The sequence below is a fragment of the Lentzea aerocolonigenes genome (genome assembly GCF_000974445.1).
In the GTDB taxonomy this organism is placed as follows: Bacteria; Actinomycetota; Actinomycetes; order Mycobacteriales; family Pseudonocardiaceae; genus Lentzea; species Lentzea aerocolonigenes.
The window spans coordinates 467758-485418 of record NZ_BBOJ01000005.1 but is presented as its reverse complement, the minus strand read 5'-3'; the positions used below and the strand labels follow the sequence as shown (position 1 = coordinate 485418).

Here is a 17661-nt window from a genome sequence, read left to right as displayed (position 1 = left end):
GGTATCGGCCCGATCCTCGCGGCGGTCATCCTCGCCGAGATCGGCGACATCGGCCGCTTCGCCGGGCCGCGGCAGCTGTGCTCGTGGGCCGGGCTCACCCCGAAACACTACGAGTCCGACCGCACGGTGCGCCGTGGTCACATCACCAAGCAGGGCTCGCGTCTATTGCGGTGGGCGCTGGTCGAGGCGGCGCAGAAGATCCCCGCCAGCGCGGGCTGGCTGGTCGCTACCCGTGACGGCATCCGGGACCGCCGCGGCAAGGGCATCGCCACCGTCGCGGTCGCCCGCCGGCTGTGCACCCTGGTCTACTTCGGCCTGCGCGACGGGCACATCCGTGCCCTGGACCCCCAGACCACCACCACTGGTTCACCGGACACCACATCACCGGACGCCGCGGCATGAGCCGCGGGCCTGGTCGTGACCGGGGCGCGGATCGCCCGAAGTCTGACCCCCACCCTCTGGTGGCGTGGTCGTGGTCTTGATTGACCCCGCCCGGTCACGGTCGCACCCCACCACGCACACACCTGCGAATAGATGACCGGCAACCAGGCAACTGGTCTGCCACCGGGAACAGACCCGGCACGGTGAACGCGACCCCACACAAAGAGCCCTCCGGCAATTTCCGGCTCGAATAGCGTGACGCGTCCAGCGACGGCGTCAAGACCCTCCGGCCCCCTCCGGGGGCGGCCTACGGCCGATCTTGACCCCGCCCGCCGGACACGCCTGCCCGCACAGAGCCGAAAACCCCGAAAACCAGCCTCAGCACGGCACTTGACCGGCCCCGCTCCTTCATAGATGACTTCGGGGCCCTTGCGAGGCGCTGTGTCGGGCGGAAAAGGTCGGATGCTCCGCACCCGCCCGATCCGAAAAGGCTAGCACCTCGCACCCAAAGTCAAGCCCCAATCGCAATCGTGCGTCGTTGCGTTTGTTGTTCGGCTCACCTCATTACCGCTTGCCCGCGTTCGCATTGCCCTGTCCGGCTCGGCTTCGCCATCGCGGTTGGCGGGTATTCGGCTCGCCATCGACAGCGGTGCAGAGAGAGGTGGTTGTGCCTTGCCATCGCGGTTAGTGGAGTGTTCGGTCACGCCTTAGTCTCCGCCTTTGCCGCTGCTGTTGCGGTTTGCCGTTGCCGGGGCCGTGGCCACTTCGCCATCACACTGCGGAATTGTCGAGGCGCCGCGGAATGGCACACGGGACGAGTGGAAGGCCGCAGCTCACCTAGCCATCCGGCAGGCAACATTCATCAGCGTTCCTCGTCGTGGCCGTACGGCATCGCTATCGCCTGCCTGGTCAGGCGATGTTGATCGGGTTGCGTCTGGGTTTGCGGAGCGGGTCCAGCCACTCGGGTGCGTAGAAGGTCGGGATGCCGTTGACCAGCTTGACGTTCCACTTGCTCTGGTGGATGAGCGTGTGGTGGTGGCGGCAGAGCAGCACGGCGTTGTCGACGGAGGTGTCGCCGCCGTTGGCCCAATGTTTGATGTGGTGGGCGTCGCAGTGTCTGGGTGGCCTGCCGCAGCCCGGGAACGCGCAGCCCCGGTCTCGGGTGACGAGGGTGCGGCGGATTCCGGCCGGGAAGGTGCGGGTCTTGCGGCCGATGTCCATCGGCTGTCCCTGGCTGCCCAGCAGCAGCGGGATGATGCCCGCGTTGCAGGCCAGGCGACGCACCTGCTCGGCGGGGATGTGCTCGCCGTTGTCCAACATGCCCTGGCCCACCTGGTTGGCGAGATCCTCGTGCCGCATGGTCACAGTGAGAGTGACCGGTTCGCCGCCGTGTTCGGGCAGCTGGTCGGCGCGCAGCATCAGGTCGATCAGGTCGGCGAGTGCGTCGCCTTCGCGTTCGGAGCGGCTGCGCTCGTCTGGGCCTTGCCCGGTGTCGGGGCGGGGCTTGGCCAGCGGATCCAGCAGCGCCTCGTACTTGGCGCCGGCGACCTTGTCCAGCTTCGCCCGGATCTCCAGCCGCCCGTTCTTCCACTGCATCAAGTGCTGATTCGTCGGCGGCGCGGGCTCAGGATCGCGAGGCTCCGGGTCGTTCTGAAAGAGGCTGTAGGCGAGTGTCTTGCCGAGCTTGCGGACTGTGACGGGCTCGAAGTCGCGGGCGTAGCCGACCACGGTGGTCTCGTGTTCGGCGGGCACGGTCTCCATGACCGCCGCGACCGCCGCCACGTGCTCCACCGACAGCGCGCCCTCGGCCACCGCCTGCGCCGTCAGCGGCAGCACCGGGGCGAGCTCACTACCGGTCGGGGTGATCTCATTCGTCAGCAGGGCGGCATTGGCGATCCACCGGCTGGCGACGTGGAGATCCCAGCGGACGACGTGCCGCAGCACTTGCGGCAAATTCCGGTAACCCAGCTCGCTCGCGGCTCCGCGCCGATCCAATTCGGCGACGATCTGCAACGCGGCATTCTCACGAACCCGAATTTCCGTCACCTCGTCGACAAGACTGCGGAGCAGCTCGTCAGTGGAGAGGAGGCGAGTCTCGATCACGTGTTCTACTCTACCGCAAGATCACGAACGAATAACGGGCAAAGCCGCACACGATAGGGTGAACCAGCGATGGCGAAGCCGAGCCGAACCGGGCAATGCGAACGCAGGCAAGCGGTAATGAGGCGAGCCGAACAACAAACGCAACCACGCACGACTGCGATTGGGGCTTGACTTTGGGAGCGAGGTGCTAGCCTTTTCGGACCGGGCGGGTGCGAAGCATCCGACCTTTTCCGCCCGACACAGCGCCTCGCAAGGGCCCCGAAGTCAAGCCCCAATCGCAGTCGTCGCGAAGCGGCGATGAAATGACCCGGCTCGTCATACGACCCAGCCGACCACGCTGGAACGCGACCACACCAGCAAAAGGTGACCACCTCGCTGGAACCGGCGGCAACCTCCCGAACGCAACCACCAGCGACAAGAGCCGCGGCCAGCACGCGACCGCCCATCGGGTGGCCGGACACGAAGAACTCCGCGCGGCCGCCGCAGACCGGACTTGGCCTGGCCGCAGCCGAATGCACTCTCCACACAGGACTCCGCCAGCGGCGAACCCGGCACAGCAGAAGAAGGCCAGGCAGCAGCGACACCGAGGGGAAGACCGGCCCCTCCAGCGACGCCGAGCGGCCCCGCAATCCCTGCGACATGAGCGGTCAAAGCCCTAGACAACGCTGTCCGCCACCAATCCTTCCGGTGCGCACAAAGCAGCAGCCAAGACCGGCCCAGCCACCCACTCAGATTCCGGACACCCAAGCGAGGGAAGCACACCCTGCTTGACCGGTACCGAAACGGTTGACAACGATCAAAAGGCGAGGTGAGATACGGCCACTATGACAACGTTGTCCCCCAGCGGACCGGTTGCCGGTCAGCGCAAGGTCCGTCGCGCGACGATGAACGACGTCGCACGGCTGGCGGGCGTGAGCATCAAGACCGTCTCGCGCGTGGTGAACGACGAGCCGGGCGTGCACCCCTCGACCGCCGAGCGCGTGCTGGCGGCCATCGACCAGCTCGGGTTCCGGCGGAACCTGAGTGCTCGCAACCTGCGCCGCGGGTCGTCCACCGGCACGATCGGGCTGGTGCTGGAGGACGTCGGCAACCCGTTCTACTCCGGGGTGACCCGCGCTGTCGAGGAGATCGCGCGACTCAGGGGGCGCCAGGTGATCTCCGGGTCCAGTGACGAGGACCCGGGACGCGAACGGGAGCTCGCGCTCGAGTTCTGCAGTCGCAGGGTCGACGGGTTGCTGATCGTGCCTGCCGGGCTGCAGCACAGCTACCTGGTTCCCGAGATGCGCGCGGGTACGCCGGTGGTGTTCCTGGACCGGCCCGCGGGTGACGTCGTGGCCGACACCGTGCTGGTGGACAACATCGGCGGGACGGTCGAGGCCGTCACGCACCTGGCTGCGCACGGGCACCGGCGCATCGCTTTCCTCGGTGACGCGCCGGACATCTTCACCGCCAACGAACGCCTGCGCGGGTACCGCGAAGGGTGTGTGCGGGCGGGCGTCGGGTACCACGAGGAGCTCGTGGCGATGGGGCCGCACGACGAGGGCAGTGTGGCGACCACGTTGAAGCGGTTGCAGCACCTGCGTGAGCCCGCGACGGCGATCGTGGCGGGCAACAACCGCATCACCGTGCACATCCTGCGCACGCTCGCCGGTGTCGCGGAACGGCCCGCGCTGGTGGGTTTTGACGACTTCGAGCTCGCCGACCTGCTGTCGCCGCCGGTGACCGTGATCGCGCACGACGCGAGCGCGCTCGGCAAGGCGGCCACCGATTTGTTGTTCGCCCGACTCGACGGCGACAACTCACCACCGCGCCGCGTCGTGCTGCCGGTGCGCTTGGTGCCACGAGGATCCGGGGAGGTCCACGCGTGAGTTCTGGTGTGCTCCACCAGCCTGTCAGCCTGCCGGCGAACCAGCCGAAGCAGTTCTACCGCGGCGGCGAGGCGATCGCCGCGTTGCGCGGTGGCACGAGCGGCGACTTCGGACCCGAGGACTGGGTGGCCTCGACGACGACGCTGTACGGGCGCAGCGATGCCGGGCTGACAACGTTGCCGAACGGCGTGCTGCTCCGCGACGCCGTGGAGGCGGACCCGTTGGGCTGGCTCGGCGCGGACCACGCGGCGAAGTTCGGTGCCGACACGGCGTTGCTCGTGAAGCTGCTCGACGCGGGTCAGCGTCTGCCGGTGCACTGCCACCCGTCGAACGCTTTCGCGGCCTCGCACCTGAACTGCCGCCACGGCAAGACGGAGGCGTGGATCGTCGTCGGCACCACCGGCGCGAACCCGACCGTCTACATCGGATTCCGCGACGACGTGCCGGCCGAAACGGTCGCCGGGTGGGTGGCCACGCAGGACACGAAGGCGATGCTCGACGCGCTGAACCCCGTCTGCGTCCGGCCCGGTGACACGGTCTTCGTGCCCGCCGGTGTGCCGCACGCGATCGGCGAAGGCGTCTTCATCGTCGAGCTGCAGCAGCCCACGGACTTCTCGGTGACGCTGGAGTGGCAGGGTTTCCTCGCCAACGCCGACATCGGCCACCTCGGGCTCGGCTACGACGTCGCACTGGACTGCGTCGACCGGCACGGCTGGAGCGGCAGGCTCGAGGAGCTGGTGCACCAGACGTCCGAGAAGTGGGCGCCGTCGGTCGACCTGCTCGGCCGCGGCGCCGACCCGTTCTTCCAGGCCGACCGCCTGCACGTGGAGGGCTCCTTCGCACTGGAGCCGTCGTTCGCCGTGCTGGTGGTGCTGGAGGGTTCCGGCCAGCTCGGCGAGCTGGAGGTCCGCAAGGGCAGCACCGTCGTCGTGCCGCACGCGGCCGGCGAGCTGGGGCTGACCGGTGACCTGGTGGCGATCCGCTGCCGACCACCCGTACTGTCCACAGTGGAGGATGTGAAGCCATGAGCGAGCCGTTGCTGGAGGCTCGTGACCTCACGAAGAACTACGGCACCGTGGAAGCCCTCCGCGGTGCCTCGTTCACCGCCTACCCCGGTGAGGTCGTGTCGCTGATCGGCGACAACGGCGCGGGCAAGTCCACCCTGGTGAAGTGCCTCTCCGGGGTGGAGCGGCCGACCAGCGGCACGCTGCTGTTCGACGGCGAGCCCCTCACGCTCAACTCCCCCAACGACGCCCGCGACCGCGGCATCGAGACGGTGTTCCAGGACCTCGCGGTCGCGCCGGACCTCGACCCGGCCGCGAACATGTACCTGGGCAGGGAGATCCTCAAGCCGGGCATCCTCGGCTTCCTCGGTGTGCTCGACAAGAAGGCGATGCGCCGGAAGGCGGCCGAGCACTTCACCAGGTTCGGCGCCACGTTGCAGAGCATCGACGTGCCGATCGCGGCGCTGTCCGGTGGTCAACGGCAGTCCGTCGCGGTCGCGCGGTCCGTCGCGTGGGCGTCGAAGCTCGTGTTCATGGACGAGCCGACGGCCGCTCTCGGTGTGGTGCAACGGGAACGCGTGCTGGACGTGATCAAGCGAGTGCGCGACGAGGGCATCGCGGTAGTGCTGATCTCGCACAACATGCCGGAGGTCCTGTCGGTCTCCGACCGCGTCGAGGTGCTGCGCCTCGGCCGCCGCGTGGCCCGGTTCAAAGCCGCGGACACCACCGTGGAAGAACTCGTCGGCGCGATGACCGGCGCACTGTCGCAGGAGGACGCGGCGTGATGACCAATGAGAAGACAACGTTGTCATCTCCAGCGGACGAACAGCGCACCCCGTTGCTGAAGCGCCTGACCGGTGCGAACACGCTGTGGATCGGCCTGGTGCTGCTGGTTCTGGTCGCCGTGTTCGGCGCGATCCGCCCGGACGCGATCTTCCAGGTGACCACGCTGCAGTTCCTGCTCGCGGAAACCGCTGTGCTGCTGGTGCTCTCGGTCGGCATGACGTTCGTGATCATCACGTCCGGCATCGACCTGTCGGTCGGTTCGGTGCTGGTGTTCGCGAGCGTGAGCTCCGCGATGGCGATGAACGCCGTGTCCGGCGGTGACGCGACGAACGCCGGCTGGGGCGTGATCGCGTTCGGCCTGCTGGTCGCGGTCGTCAGCGGCGCGGTGTGGGGTCTGCTCAACGGCCTGTTGATCTCGCGTGCGAAGATCCCGCCGCTGATCGTGACCCTGGGTTCGTTCGGCGCGGCGCAGGGCGCGGCCCTGTTGCTGAACAACGGTTCCAACGTGTCCGGCATCCCGGACAGGCTGAACCGCACCTTCGGTTCCGGCACGTGGTTCGGCATCCCGAACATCGTGATCGTGGCCGCGATCGTCACCGCTCTCGGCGCGCTTCTCCTGTCCACCACGCGTTTCGGCCGCTACACCTACGCGGTCGGTTCGAACGAGGAGGCGGCCCGGCGCGTCGGCATCTCGGTGCGCGGCCACCTGACGAAGGTCTACCTGCTCGCCGGCACCCTGGCGGGTCTCGCGGGGTTCATGGGCAACGCGTTCTTCCGCGTCGCGGTCGTCACCGGTCACGAGACGGACAACCTGAACGCGATCGCCGCCGTCGTCCTGGGTGGTACCAGCATCTTCGGCGGTACGGGTTCCGTGCTGGGCACGGTGTTCGGCGTGTTCATCCCGGCGGTGTTGGAGAAGGGCCTCGTGATCATCGGGGTCAAGGAGTTCTGGCAGCCGATCGCCGTCGCGATCGTGCTGGTGGCCGCCGTCTGGCTCGACCAGACACGGCGGCGGGCGCGCAACCAACGTTAGGGAAAGGTGCTGGACCAATGAAGATCCGCTCCGCAGTGGCTGTCTCAGCCGCAATCCTCCTCGCCGCGTGTGGCGGAGGTGGGCAGATTGGTGACTCGGGTTCGGGCAACTCGGCCGCGAACAAGAAACTCGTGCTGATCCCCGGCATCACGGCGGAACCGTTCTACATCTCGATGCAGTGCGGTTTCGAGGAGGCGGCCAAGGCGGCGGGCTACGAGTTCGACACCCAGGCGCCCGCCAAGTTCGACGCGGCCCAGCAGACCCCGATCGTCACGGGCGTCCTGGCGTCCAAGCCCGCCGCGGTCCTCATCGCGCCGACCGACGACAAGGCCATGGCCGGTCCGATGAAGCAGCTCAAGGACGCGGGCATCAAGGTCGTCGAGGTCGACACCAAGCTCCAGGACACCTCGATCGCCCTGTCCTCCATCTCGTCCAACAACGAGCAGGGCGGCAAGCTCGCCGCCGAGACGCTCAACAAGCTCGCGGCCGGCAAGTCCGGTTCGGTGCTGGTGCTGAACACCAAGGCCGGCACGTCCACGACCGACGCCCGCGCCAAGGGCTTCGAGGACGCCATCAAGAACTTCCCGAACCTCAAGTACATCGGCCAGCAGTACACCGACAACGAGCCCGCCACCGCGGCCTCGAAGGTGACCGCGACCCTGGCCGCGAACCCGGACCTGATCGGTGTGTTCGCGACCAACCTGAACACCGGTGAAGGTGCGGCGACGGGCCTGCGCAACGCGGGCAAGACCGGTGCGGTGAACCTGGTCGGGTTCGACGCCTCGCCGAAGCAGGTGCAGGACCTGCAGTCGGGTTCCGTGCAGGCGTTGATCGCGCAGGACCCGGCGACGATCGGCAAGCAGGGTGTCGAGCAGGCGCTCGCCGCGATCGGTGGCAAGCAGACCAAGCGCGACATCGAGACGGACCTCGTCGCGATCACGAAGGACGACGCGTCGGCCAACTCGAAGTACTTCTACAAGCAGTCCTGCTGACCAGGCCGGCTCAAACGATGAAGGGTCCCTTCATCCACCTGACGTGGATGAAGGGACCCTTCATCCGTCAACTGACGAACGTCATCAGGGTTTGCCCGGGTCGGCGTAAGACCCAAGTTGTACCCGGTTGCCATCCTTAGGCCGATGTTCGCGCACCCCCGGACGCGATGAGCTATGAGCTCATCGGAGGGGGAACCGAATGCACCGCAGGAGAATCGCGGCAGCACTAGCCGCCGTCACCGTCACGTCGCTCATGATCGCGACACCCGCGCAGGCAGCGACCCAGAGCATCAACTGGCAGAAGTGCTTCGACACACCGCCACCCGGCCTCCCGCCGGGCGGGGAACGGCTGGAGTGCGGCAGCTTCACCGCGCCCATGGACTGGCACAACCCCGGCAACGGCAAGACCGTCACCATCGCGGTCAGCCGGCTCACGCCCAGGAGCGGCAAGGCGAAGTCGACGGTCTTCACCAACCCCGGCGGTCCCGGCGGTGAAGGGCGTTCGCTGCCGCTGCTCTACCTCGACCGCCCGAAGCTCAGCGAGAACGCCGAGATCATCGGCATCGACCCGCGCGGCACCGGCGCGAGCAGCAACGTCACGTGCGGACTGTTCGACACGCTCGGCTCGACCGACCCGCGCGACCGCAGCAAGGCCAACCTGGATCTGCTCTACGGCGGCATGGAGCTGCACGCCAAGTTCTGCCAGACCAAGTCCGGCGAGCTCGGCAGGTACATCACCACCGAGCAGACCGTCCGCGACCTCGACCTGCTGCGCCAGCTGCTCGGCAAGAAGAAGGTGAGCTGGCTCGGCTACTCCGGCGGCAGCTGGATGGGCGCCTACTACGCCACCTACTTCCCCAAGACGCTCGACCGGATCGTGCTGGACTCCAACGCCGCGTTCACCGGGCCGTGGCAGCCGGTGTTCGACGACTGGGGCATGGGCTTCGAACGCCGGTTCCGCGTCGACTTCCTGCCGTGGGTGGCGAAGTACGACAACGTGTACCACCTCGGCAAGACCGGTGAGGAGGTTCGCCAGGTCTACGAGCGGACCCGCGCGAAGCTCGCCGAGCAGCCCGTGACGCTGCCGGAGGGCACCTACAACCAGGTCGCGCTCGACTTCATGCTGCGCGCATCGCTCTACAGCAAGGATTCCTTCGACGGCGCGGCACGGAAGCTGGCCGAACTGGCCGGTGCGGTGCCCGCGCAGCTCAAGGCGCAGGCGAGCTACCCGGACGCCTCGACGGGCACGCTGTACAACATCCTGTGCAACGACACGCCTTTCCAGGGCGGCCGCAAGTACCTGGAACGTGACGCGGTGCGGGACGGCGCGAAGTGGCCGCTGTTCGGCTACTACCAGGTCATGGGCCCTTGCGCGTTCTGGGACCGGCCGAACGTGAACCTCAAGCAGCCCAACGGAATTGGCGTCGCGCCGACGTTGATGGTGCAGTCGGTGCGAGACCCGGCGACGCCGCTGGAAGGCGCGCAGCGGGCGCACCGGAACTTCCGGAACTCGGTCCTGCTCACCGTCGAGAACGAAGGCGACCACGGCATCTACGGGCTGAACAACAGCTGTGTCAACGACATCGTCGAGCGCTACCTCGTCGACGGTGTGCCGCCGGCGAACGACCTGACGTGCCCCGGAATTCCGCTCCCGGAGCCCGGACAGGCCACGGGCAACCCGATCGCGAAGGCGCGCCAGATCGCCACCCAGCTCGGTTGGTAAGGGGGAAACGCATGCACCGCAGGAACATCGCGGCGGCACTCGCCGTCGTGACGGCGACATCACTGCTCATCGCACCGCAGGCCCAGGCGAGCGCGTTCGCCACGCAGGAGATCAAGTGGCAGAGGTGCTTCGACCCGGTACCGCCTGGCTTCCCGCCCGGCGCGGAACGTCTGGAGTGCGGCAGCTTCACGGCGCCGATGGACTGGAACAACCCTGGCAACGGCAAGACCATCACGATCGCGGTCAGTCGCACGGTTCCGTTGAACGGCAAGGCGAAGACCGCGGTCTTCACCAACCCCGGCGGTCCCGGCGGTGAGGGGCGCACGCTGCCGCTGGTCTACCTCGACCGCCCGAAGCTCAGCGAGAACGCCGAGATCTACGGCATCGACGTGCGCGGCACGGGCGCCAGCAGCAACATCACGTGCGGCGGGTTCGACGCGCTGGGCGCGACCGACCCGCGCGACCGCAGCAAGGCCAACCTGGATCTGCTCTACGGCAGCGTGGAACTGCAAGCGAAGTTCTGCCAGACCAAGTCCGGCGAGTTCGGCAAGTTCGTCACGACCGAGCAGACCGTGAAGGACCTCGACCTGCTGCGCCAGGTGCTGGGGCGCAAGAAGGTCGACTGGCTGGGCTACTCCGGCGGCAGCTGGATGGGCGCCTACTACGCCACGTACTTCCCCAAGACGCTCGACAAGATCGTGCTCGACTCGAACACCGAGTTCACCGCGCCGTGGCAGACGGTGTTCGGCGACTGGGGCATGGGCTTCGAACGCCGGTTCCGCGTCGACTTCGCACCGTGGGTCGCCCAGCACGACGACGTCTACCACCTCGGCAAGACCGGGGAAGAGGTGGGGCAAAGCTACGAGCGGACGCGCAAGAAGCTCGCGGAACAGCCCGTCACCCTGCCGGACGGCACGTACTACCCGGTCACGCTGGACTTCGTGCTCGTCCAGGGCCAGTACAGCAAGTACTCGTTCGACGGCGCCGCGCGGAAGCTGGCGGAGCTGGCCGGTGCGGTGCCCGCGCAGCTGAAGGCGCAGGCGAGCTACCCGGACGCGCGAACGGCCACGCTGAACACCATCCTCTGCAACGACACCAAGTTCCGCGGTGACCGGAAGTTCCTGGAACGCGACGCCGCCCAGGACGGCGCCAAGTGGCCGTTGCTGGGGTACTACCAGATCATGGCCCCCTGCGCGTTCTGGGACCGGCCGAACGTGAACCTCAAGCACCCCAACGGAATCGGTGTCGCGCCGACGTTGATGGTGCAGTCCGAACGGGACGCGGCGACGCCGATCGAGGGTGCGCGCAGGGCGCACGCCGGGTTCGCGGGCTCGCGGATGCTGACCGTGAAGGACGAGGGCGACCACGGGATCTACGGGTTCGGCAACCCGTGCGTCAACGACGTGGTCGAGCGCTACCTCGTCGACCGCGTGACGCCGGCGGGTGATCTGTCGTGTCCCGGCGTGCCGCTGCCGGAACCGGGTGCGCAGCAGGCCGGTGTGCTGGAGCAGGCGCGGAACCTCGCGGTCCAGCTCGGTTGGTGATCGGCTAGAAGGTGCCGGGGTGGGTGCGTCTGCGTCTGGCCGCGTAGACCCCCGCCTCGGTGCGCCGGTCGAAGCCGAGCTTGTGCAGCAACGACGACACGTAGTTCTTCACGGTCTTCTCCGCGAGGAACAACCGGTTCGCGATCTGCCGGTTCGTCATGCCCTCGGCGATGAGGTCGAGGATCCGGCGTTCCTGCGGGCTCAACGCGGCGTAGCGCGGGTCTTCCTCGGGGCCGCCGCGCAACCGTTGCAGCACGGTCGCCGTGACGCCGGCGTGCAGCAGCGAGCCACCGGAGGCGAGCGTGCGGACCGCGGCCACGAGATCGATGCCGGAGACCTCTTTCAGCATGTACCCGGACGCGCCCGCCATGATCGCGCCGAACAACGCCTCGTCGTCCGAATAGGACGTGAGCATCAGGCACGCGGGCGGCGGCTGCACCAGGCTCCTGATCTCCCGGCACACCGTGACGCCGTCGCCGTCGGGCAGCCGGACGTCGATGATCGCCACGTCGGGTTTCAGCCGCGGGGCCTGGGCGACCGCGGCCGCCGCGCTGTCCGCCTGCCCCACCACGAGGATGTCCTCGGCCTGCGCCAGCAACTGCACCAGCCCTCGCCGGACGATCTCGTGGTCGTCCACCAACAGCACCGCTATCGCCATGTCGCCTCCTGCAGCACCAGCGGAACGAACCAGGTGATGCTCACGCCCGCGCCGGGGATCGAGTCCACCGCGCAGTCGCCGTGGTGCCGCCGCGCCCGAGCCGCCATGTTCGCGAGTCCGCCCGCGTGGTGGGGCACGCCGGCGCAATCGTCAGAGAACGGCAAGCCCCGGCCGTCGTCGGACACGGTGAGCTCCAGCCGGGTCATCGTCCGGTTGACGCTCACGGCGACGGCGACGTGCTTCGCTCTGGCGTGGCGCACGACGTTCGTCAGCGCCTCTCGCAGCGTGGCCAGCAGGTCGGGACGGAGCTGGTCCGGCACGACCGTGTCCAACGGCCCCTCCAGCGACACGTCCGGCTCGAAGCCCAGCAGCCGCGCGGACTCGTGCACCGCGGTGAGCAGCTGCCCGCGCAGGCTCATGCCACCGGACGGCGGTTCCTGCAGGGAGAAGATCGTTCTGCGGATCTCGCGGATCGTGTGGTCGACCTCCTCCACGAACCCGCTGATCCGTTCGACGAGCTGGGGTTTGATGCTCATCCCGGTCAGTCCCTGCAGCCCGAGCCCGAGCCCGAACAGCCGCTGGATGACCAGGTCGTGCAGATCCCGTGCGATGCGGTCGCGTTCCTCCAGCACCGCCAGCCGTTCGGTGTCGCCCTGGGCTCTCGTGAACTCCAGGACGAGCGCGGCCTGGGCGGTGAACGCCTCGATGAGCTCCGGGTCGTCGAAGCTCGGCGCGCCCACGGGTCTCGCGACGATCAGCACGCCGATCGTGCGGTCGCCGACGGTCAGCGGCACGACGGCGCAGGGCCCCTGCACCATCGGCACGGTGCCCTCGTCGTGACACTCGGCCTGGCCGGACTCGTAGACCCGGTAGCTGACCGTGCCCTCCCTCGGCACCCGCATGCCCTCGGCGTCGTAGGAGCCGCCGTCGGTCACCTCGATGACGAGGTCGCCGTTGTGGTCGGGCAGCACGACCGCGGCGAAGTCGGCGCCCGCGGTCCTGCGTGCCGTCTGCGCCACCAGGTAGAGCGCGTCACGACCGTTCGTGCCGGTCAGCAGGTCGGTGGTCACGTCAGCGGCAGCGCGCAGCCACACCTCACGCTTGCGCGTCTGCTCGTAGCGGTCGAGGTGCCCGACGGCCGAACCGGCCGCCGTGGCCAGCGCGGTGAGGACGTCACGGTCCCGGTCGGTGAACTCCGCCTTGCCGGTCAGGAAAAGGTTGCCGAACGTCTCGTCGTGGACCTTGACCGGTGCTCCCAGGAAGTCCGCTACGCCGATCGAGCGCGGGTCCCCCGAGGTGATGTGGGCCTGCCCGTCCTGGGCGGTGAACTCGAGCAGCTCGCGGTGACCGTTGATCACGGCGAGCGCGCCGTAGGGGGCCTCGATCAGTTCGCACGCCGACTCCACCACATGGCGCAGCAGCTCAGGCAGGGTGTCGTACTCGGCGAATGACAGCACCACATCCAGCACACGCTGTTCTGTGCTCACATTGCCGCCCACGGCTTCACCCCTTACGAGGATGGAAGCGACACCGTACGAACGACTGAGGGTAACTCCTCTCAGTAGTCAAGACGAGCCCTATCACCGCAAACGGTGATAACCATAGCTACTCAGAGTAGAGGGCAGTCTCGTTTGTAAGCGCACGCGGGGAGCTTCCGTTCGTTTGGAGCGCACGAAAGGGCCCCGCGTGCGGTCAGTGGAGGCCGACGCTGAAGCCCTCGTCGATGACGCCGCGGTAGATCTGCGGCGCGAAGGTGCGGAGGCCGTGGTCCATGGGGGCGATGAAACCGGCCGAGTCGCCAAGAGGGAGGCGGTAGCCGTTCTGGACGCGGTGGAACTCCCACAGGGGTTCCATGGTGGGGTGCGCGGGCCGGAACCGCTGCGGGTCGCGCGGGTGCAGGTCCAGACGGACGAGAGTGCGCCTGACCAGGGCGTCTGCGAGCTGAACGGCGCGTTCCTGGGTGCGCGAGATCGAGACGGCGCCCAGCTCCTGCCAGCCGACCGCCCACGGCGTGCCCTGCGGGTCGTCCAGGCGGACGCCCTGCTGCTCGATGATCAGCTTGCGCGGGCGGGAGATCGTCTTCCACTTCACCACGGCCATCACGCCGATGCCCGTGAACGCGACGCCGATGACGGCCGCGATGCTCCCGCCGACCGGCTCACCGTCGACGAACGCGGTGACGGCGCCGATCAGGGCGAGGATGCCCAGCACACCGGCGACGGAGCCGCCGAGCAGGACTTTGCGGGTGTCACTCTTGCCGAGGTCGATGACGACAGGCGGAGGTGCTCCCCAAGCGGTCATGGCCGCAGGTTACCGCTGATCAACTGCTCGGCCGCGGCGAACGGGTCCAGCTCACCCTCGACGACGCGCTTGGCCAGCTCGTCGACCGGCCCGAACCGGGTGCGCACCCGTTCGACCGCGATCGCCTCGATCTCGGCGCCCGCGCGCCGCAGCCGACGCTCCGCGAGCTCCCCGTGCGAGGCCATCCACTCCTGGTGCTCGGTGATCGCCTCGACCACGCGGTCCAGGCCCTCCATGCGCGCGGCCACGGTCTTGACGACGGACGGGCGCCACAGCGGCCCCTCCCGGTCGCGCCGGCCGAGCGAGATCATGTACTTGAGGTCGCGGGCGGTCTGGTCCGCGCCGTCGCGGTCGGCCTTGTTGACCACGAAGACGTCCGCGATCTCCAGAATTCCGGCCTTGGCCGCCTGGATGCCGTCGCCCATGCCCGGCGCGAGCAGCACCAGGGTGGTGTCGGCGAGCGCGACGATCTCGACCTCGGACTGACCGACGCCGACCGTCTCCACGAGGATCACGTCGAACCCGGCGGCGTCGAGCACACGCAACGCCTGCGGCGTGGCCCAGGACAGGCCGCCGAGGTGCCCGCGCGTGGCCATGGAGCGGATGAAGACCCCGGAGTCGGTCGCGTGGTCGCCCATCCGCACCCGGTCGCCCAGCAGCGCGCCGCCGGAGAACGGGCTGGACGGGTCGACGGCGATCACGGCGACTCTCTTGCCCTGTTCGCGGAAAGCCCGCACCAGGGCGTTCGTGGACGTCGACTTGCCGACGCCCGGAGCGCCGGTGATGCCGACGACCTGGGCGTTCCCGGTGTGCGGGGCGAGCGCCGCGGCCAGCTCCGGCAGCGCGGAACTCCCCTGCTCCACCAGGGAGATCAACCTGGCGACCGCGCGCGGTTCGCCGTCACGCGCGCGGTCGACCAGTCCTGCTACGTCAACAGCTTCGGCCACGGCCAAAGACACTAGGCCTTCTTCGGCACGCGGATGATCAGAGCGTCGCCCTGACCACCACCACCGCACAGAGCGGCGGCACCCACGCCACCGCCGCGCCGCTGCAGCTCGAGAGCGAGGTGCAGGGCGATGCGGGCGCCGGACATGCCGATCGGGTGGCCGAGCGCGATCGCGCCGCCGTTGACGTTGACCTTGTCCTCGGAGATGCCGAGCTGACGCGTCGAGACGATGCCGACCGCCGCGAACGCCTCGTTGATCTCGACCAGGTCGAGGTCGGCGGGCTCGATGCCCTCCTTGGCGCAGGCGGCCTTGATGGCGTTGGACGGCTGCTCGTGCAGCGAGGCGTCCGGACCGGCGACGACGCCGTGGGCGCCGATCTCCGCGATCCACTCCAGGCCCAGTTCCTCGGCCTTGGCCTTGCTCATCACGACGACCGCGGCCGCGCCGTCGGAGATCTGCGACGCCGAACCCGCGGTGATGGTGCCGTCCGCGGAGAACGCCGGGCGCAGCTTGCCGAGCGAGTCGGCGGTCGTGTCGGCACGCACGCCCTCGTCGGTGTTGAACAGGATCGGGTCGCCCTTGCGCTGCGGGATGGCGACCGGCGCGATCTCGGCCTCGAACACGCCGTTCCCGGCGGCCTTCGCGGCGAGCTGGTGCGAACGCGCGGAGAACGCGTCCTGCTCCTCGCGGGTGACGCCGTAGCGGCCGTTGTACTTCTCGGTCGACACGCCCATCGCGACCTGGTCGAACGCGCAGAACAGGCCGTCGTGCGCCATGTGGTCGACCATCGTCACGTCGCCGTACTTGAACCCGCCGCGCGACTTGGGCAGCAGGTGCGGCGCCTGGGTCATCGACTCCTGGCCACCGGCGACGACGACGTCGAACTCACCCGCGCGGATGAGCTGGTCGGCGAGCGCGATGGCGTCGATGCCGGAGAGACACACCTTGTTGATGGTCAGCGCGGGCACGCTCATCGGAATGCCCGCGGCCACCGCGGCCTGGCGGGCGGGAATCTGGCCCGCACCGGCGGTGAGCACCTGACCCATGATCACGTACTGCACCTGCTCGGGGGCCACGCCCGCGCGTTCCAGTGCCGCCTTGATCGCGACGCCGCCGAGCTGGGCGCCGGAGAAATCCTTGAGCGATCCGAGCAGTCGCCCCATCGGGGTGCGCGCCCCGGCGACGATGACGGAACCGGACACAGCTGCCTCCATGGAAGAGCGAACGGTCGTTAACTAAGCACCATACCTGCGGCTACCGGGCGGTAATCGTGTGAGACCACGCACAGGAGCACCTGCACCGATCACGTGGTTACCCTTTCCCGCCATGAACGCAGACATCGCTCGATTCGTGACCGCGATCGACCACGTGGGCATCGCGGTGCCCGACCTCGACGTCGCCATCGCGTTCTACCGCGACAACTTCGGCCTCGAGGTGGCCCACGAAGAGGTGAACGAGGAGCAGGGCGTGCGCGAGGCCATGCTGCACGCGCCCGGCGACCACGGCGGCACCGCGATCCAGCTGCTGGCGCCGCTGAACGAGAACTCCACGATCGCCAAGTTCATCGGCCGTTCCGGTCCCGGCCTGCAGCAGCTCGCCTACCGGGTGTCCGATGTGGACGTCGCGGCGGACGCGCTGCGGGCCAAGGGCCTGCGGCTGCTCTACGACAACGCCAAGCGCGGCACGTCGAACAGCCGCGTCAACTTCGTGCACCCCAAGGACGCGGGCGGAGTGCTCATCGAGCTGGTCGAGCCAGCAGCGCACTAGCGACGAAGGTCAGTTCCTCGTCGATCGGGTCGTCCTCGTCGCTGTGCCGTGCCACCGAGTGCCGGTAGCTCACGGCCAGCGCGAGGAGGGCCGCGGCGGCCTCGACGTCCTTCACCGCGACGGCCGCGCCGCCCGCGGCGAGGATGACCTGCTTGATCTGCGCGGCGACGTTGTCGTAGCGCGCCTGCATGGCGTCGCGGACAGCCGAATGCGTATCCGCTTCACGCCACAGCAGGTGTGACAGCAGCGGTGAGGCGTTCAGGCGCGCGTCGAGTGCCGCGACGAGCCTTCTGAGCGACTCGGCGATGTCTCCGACCACGACGACCCTGCGGTGGTCGACCGTGCTGTCCGGCAGCCGAGCGACCAGTGCCGCGAGCAGGTCCTTCTTGCGGTTGAAGTAGTAGTGCACCAGGCCTTTGGGCACGCCGGCGCGTTCGGCGATCCGCGAGGTCGGGGTGGCGTCGAAGCCCGAGTCGGCGAACAGCTCCTCGGCCGCGGCCAGGATGCGCTCCTTGGCCGAATCCTCCACGCGTTCCTCCCCCACAGCAGGGTGT

16 protein-coding genes are annotated in these 17661 nt (G+C 68.5%); 9 read left to right on the top strand and 7 right to left on the bottom strand.

The genetic code is table 11. The annotated features are described in order from the left end of the window. A partial coding sequence (locus AOM45_RS12930) for a transposase (RefSeq protein ID WP_156249720.1) occupies positions 1–402 on the top strand: 402 nt, incomplete at its 5' end. 888 nt (positions 403–1290) lie between these two features. Here AOM45_RS12930 and AOM45_RS12925 read toward each other — a convergent pair. Continuing rightward, positions 1291–2484 carry an HNH endonuclease signature motif containing protein gene (locus AOM45_RS12925; protein ID WP_059362394.1) on the bottom strand — a complete coding sequence of 398 codons (1194 nt, stop codon included), beginning with the start codon at positions 2482–2484 and terminating at the stop codon, positions 1291–1293. An 884-nt stretch (positions 2485–3368) separates the two neighbouring features. Here AOM45_RS12925 and AOM45_RS12920 point away from each other — a divergent pair. The 7 genes from AOM45_RS12920 to AOM45_RS12890 all read left to right on the top strand — a co-directional run bounded on the left by AOM45_RS12920 (position 3369) and on the right by AOM45_RS12890 (position 11434). Then, on the top strand, positions 3369–4352 hold the full coding sequence (locus AOM45_RS12920) for a LacI family DNA-binding transcriptional regulator (protein WP_030473665.1): 984 nt from the start codon (positions 3369–3371) through the stop codon (positions 4350–4352). Next, positions 4349–5380: a class I mannose-6-phosphate isomerase gene (locus tag AOM45_RS12915; protein ID WP_236703395.1), complete on the top strand. Its 1032-nt coding sequence runs from the start codon at positions 4349–4351 to the stop codon at positions 5378–5380. The genes AOM45_RS12920 and AOM45_RS12915 overlap by 4 nt, the downstream gene beginning before the upstream one ends. After that, a complete protein-coding gene (locus tag AOM45_RS12910) occupies positions 5377–6141 on the top strand; it encodes an ATP-binding cassette domain-containing protein (RefSeq protein WP_030473667.1) in 765 nt (254 codons plus the stop codon). The genes AOM45_RS12915 and AOM45_RS12910 overlap by 4 nt, the downstream gene beginning before the upstream one ends. After that, positions 6141–7175, top strand: coding sequence for an ABC transporter permease (locus AOM45_RS12905; RefSeq protein WP_051784770.1), 1035 nt, complete (start codon positions 6141–6143; stop codon positions 7173–7175). The genes AOM45_RS12910 and AOM45_RS12905 overlap by 1 nt, the downstream gene beginning before the upstream one ends. A gap of 17 nt (positions 7176–7192) precedes the next feature. Beyond that, on the top strand, positions 7193–8167 hold the full coding sequence (locus AOM45_RS12900) for an ABC transporter substrate-binding protein (protein ID WP_030473669.1): 975 nt from the start codon (positions 7193–7195) through the stop codon (positions 8165–8167). 199 nt (positions 8168–8366) lie between these two features. Continuing rightward, positions 8367–9890 (top strand): alpha/beta hydrolase, encoded by a 1524-nt coding sequence (locus tag AOM45_RS12895; RefSeq protein ID WP_063757212.1) that lies wholly within the window; start codon positions 8367–8369, stop codon positions 9888–9890. Positions 9891–9901: 11 nt separating this feature from the next. Then, on the top strand, positions 9902–11434 hold the full coding sequence (locus AOM45_RS12890; RefSeq protein WP_035913903.1) for an alpha/beta hydrolase: 1533 nt from the start codon (positions 9902–9904) through the stop codon (positions 11432–11434). A 4-nt stretch (positions 11435–11438) separates the two neighbouring features. On the opposite strand, the gene AOM45_RS12885 is transcribed toward AOM45_RS12890, so the two are convergent. The 5 genes from AOM45_RS12885 to AOM45_RS12865 all read right to left on the bottom strand — a co-directional run bounded on the left by AOM45_RS12885 (position 11439) and on the right by AOM45_RS12865 (position 16542). Further along, positions 11439–12092 (bottom strand): response regulator, encoded by a 654-nt coding sequence (locus AOM45_RS12885; RefSeq protein WP_030473672.1) that lies wholly within the window; start codon positions 12090–12092, stop codon positions 11439–11441. Beyond that, positions 12083–13549 carry a sensor histidine kinase gene (locus AOM45_RS12880; RefSeq protein ID WP_035913908.1) on the bottom strand — a complete coding sequence of 489 codons (1467 nt, stop codon included), beginning with the start codon at positions 13547–13549 and terminating at the stop codon, positions 12083–12085. The genes AOM45_RS12885 and AOM45_RS12880 overlap by 10 nt, the downstream gene beginning before the upstream one ends. A 235-nt stretch (positions 13550–13784) precedes the next feature. Further along, positions 13785–14393, bottom strand: coding sequence for a hypothetical protein (locus AOM45_RS12875; protein ID WP_030473674.1), 609 nt, complete (start codon positions 14391–14393; stop codon positions 13785–13787). Then, the gene (gene meaB, locus AOM45_RS12870) at positions 14390–15340 is read right to left on the bottom strand and encodes a methylmalonyl Co-A mutase-associated GTPase MeaB (protein ID WP_030473675.1); all 951 of its coding nucleotides are present in this window, start codon (positions 15338–15340) and stop codon (positions 14390–14392) included. The genes AOM45_RS12875 and meaB overlap by 4 nt, the downstream gene beginning before the upstream one ends. Before the next feature lie 11 nt (positions 15341–15351). Beyond that, on the bottom strand, positions 15352–16542 hold the full coding sequence (locus AOM45_RS12865) for an acetyl-CoA C-acetyltransferase (protein WP_030473676.1): 1191 nt from the start codon (positions 16540–16542) through the stop codon (positions 15352–15354). A 124-nt stretch (positions 16543–16666) separates the two neighbouring features. Here AOM45_RS12865 and mce point away from each other — a divergent pair, with 124 nt between their 5' ends. Continuing rightward, positions 16667–17107, top strand: coding sequence for a methylmalonyl-CoA epimerase (gene mce / locus AOM45_RS12860; protein ID WP_030473677.1), 441 nt, complete (start codon positions 16667–16669; stop codon positions 17105–17107). On the opposite strand, the gene AOM45_RS12855 is transcribed toward mce, so the two are convergent. After that, on the bottom strand, positions 17076–17636 hold the full coding sequence (locus AOM45_RS12855; protein ID WP_236703393.1) for a TetR/AcrR family transcriptional regulator: 561 nt from the start codon (positions 17634–17636) through the stop codon (positions 17076–17078). The genes mce and AOM45_RS12855 overlap by 32 nt on opposite strands. Positions 17637–17661 lie beyond the last annotated feature (25 nt).

Excerpts from the sequence above, each read along its gene's own strand:
- AOM45_RS12875 (WP_030473674.1), bottom strand. The coding sequence starts at position 14,393 with ATGACCGCTTGGGGAGCACCTCCGCCTGTCGTCATCGACCTCGGCAAG.
- AOM45_RS12900 (WP_030473669.1), top strand. The coding sequence starts at position 7,193 with ATGAAGATCCGCTCCGCAGTGGCTGTCTCAGCCGCAATCCTCCTCGCC.
- AOM45_RS12905 (WP_051784770.1), top strand. The coding sequence starts at position 6,141 with ATGACCAATGAGAAGACAACGTTGTCATCTCCAGCGGACGAACAGCGC.
- AOM45_RS12890 (WP_035913903.1), top strand. The coding sequence starts at position 9,902 with ATGCACCGCAGGAACATCGCGGCGGCACTCGCCGTCGTGACGGCGACA.
- AOM45_RS12895 (WP_063757212.1), top strand. The coding sequence starts at position 8,367 with ATGCACCGCAGGAGAATCGCGGCAGCACTAGCCGCCGTCACCGTCACG.
- AOM45_RS12885 (WP_030473672.1), bottom strand. The coding sequence starts at position 12,092 with ATGGCGATAGCGGTGCTGTTGGTGGACGACCACGAGATCGTCCGGCGA.
- AOM45_RS12910 (WP_030473667.1), top strand. The coding sequence starts at position 5,377 with ATGAGCGAGCCGTTGCTGGAGGCTCGTGACCTCACGAAGAACTACGGC.
- mce (WP_030473677.1), top strand. The coding sequence starts at position 16,667 with ATGAACGCAGACATCGCTCGATTCGTGACCGCGATCGACCACGTGGGC.
- AOM45_RS12920 (WP_030473665.1), top strand. The coding sequence starts at position 3,369 with ATGAACGACGTCGCACGGCTGGCGGGCGTGAGCATCAAGACCGTCTCG.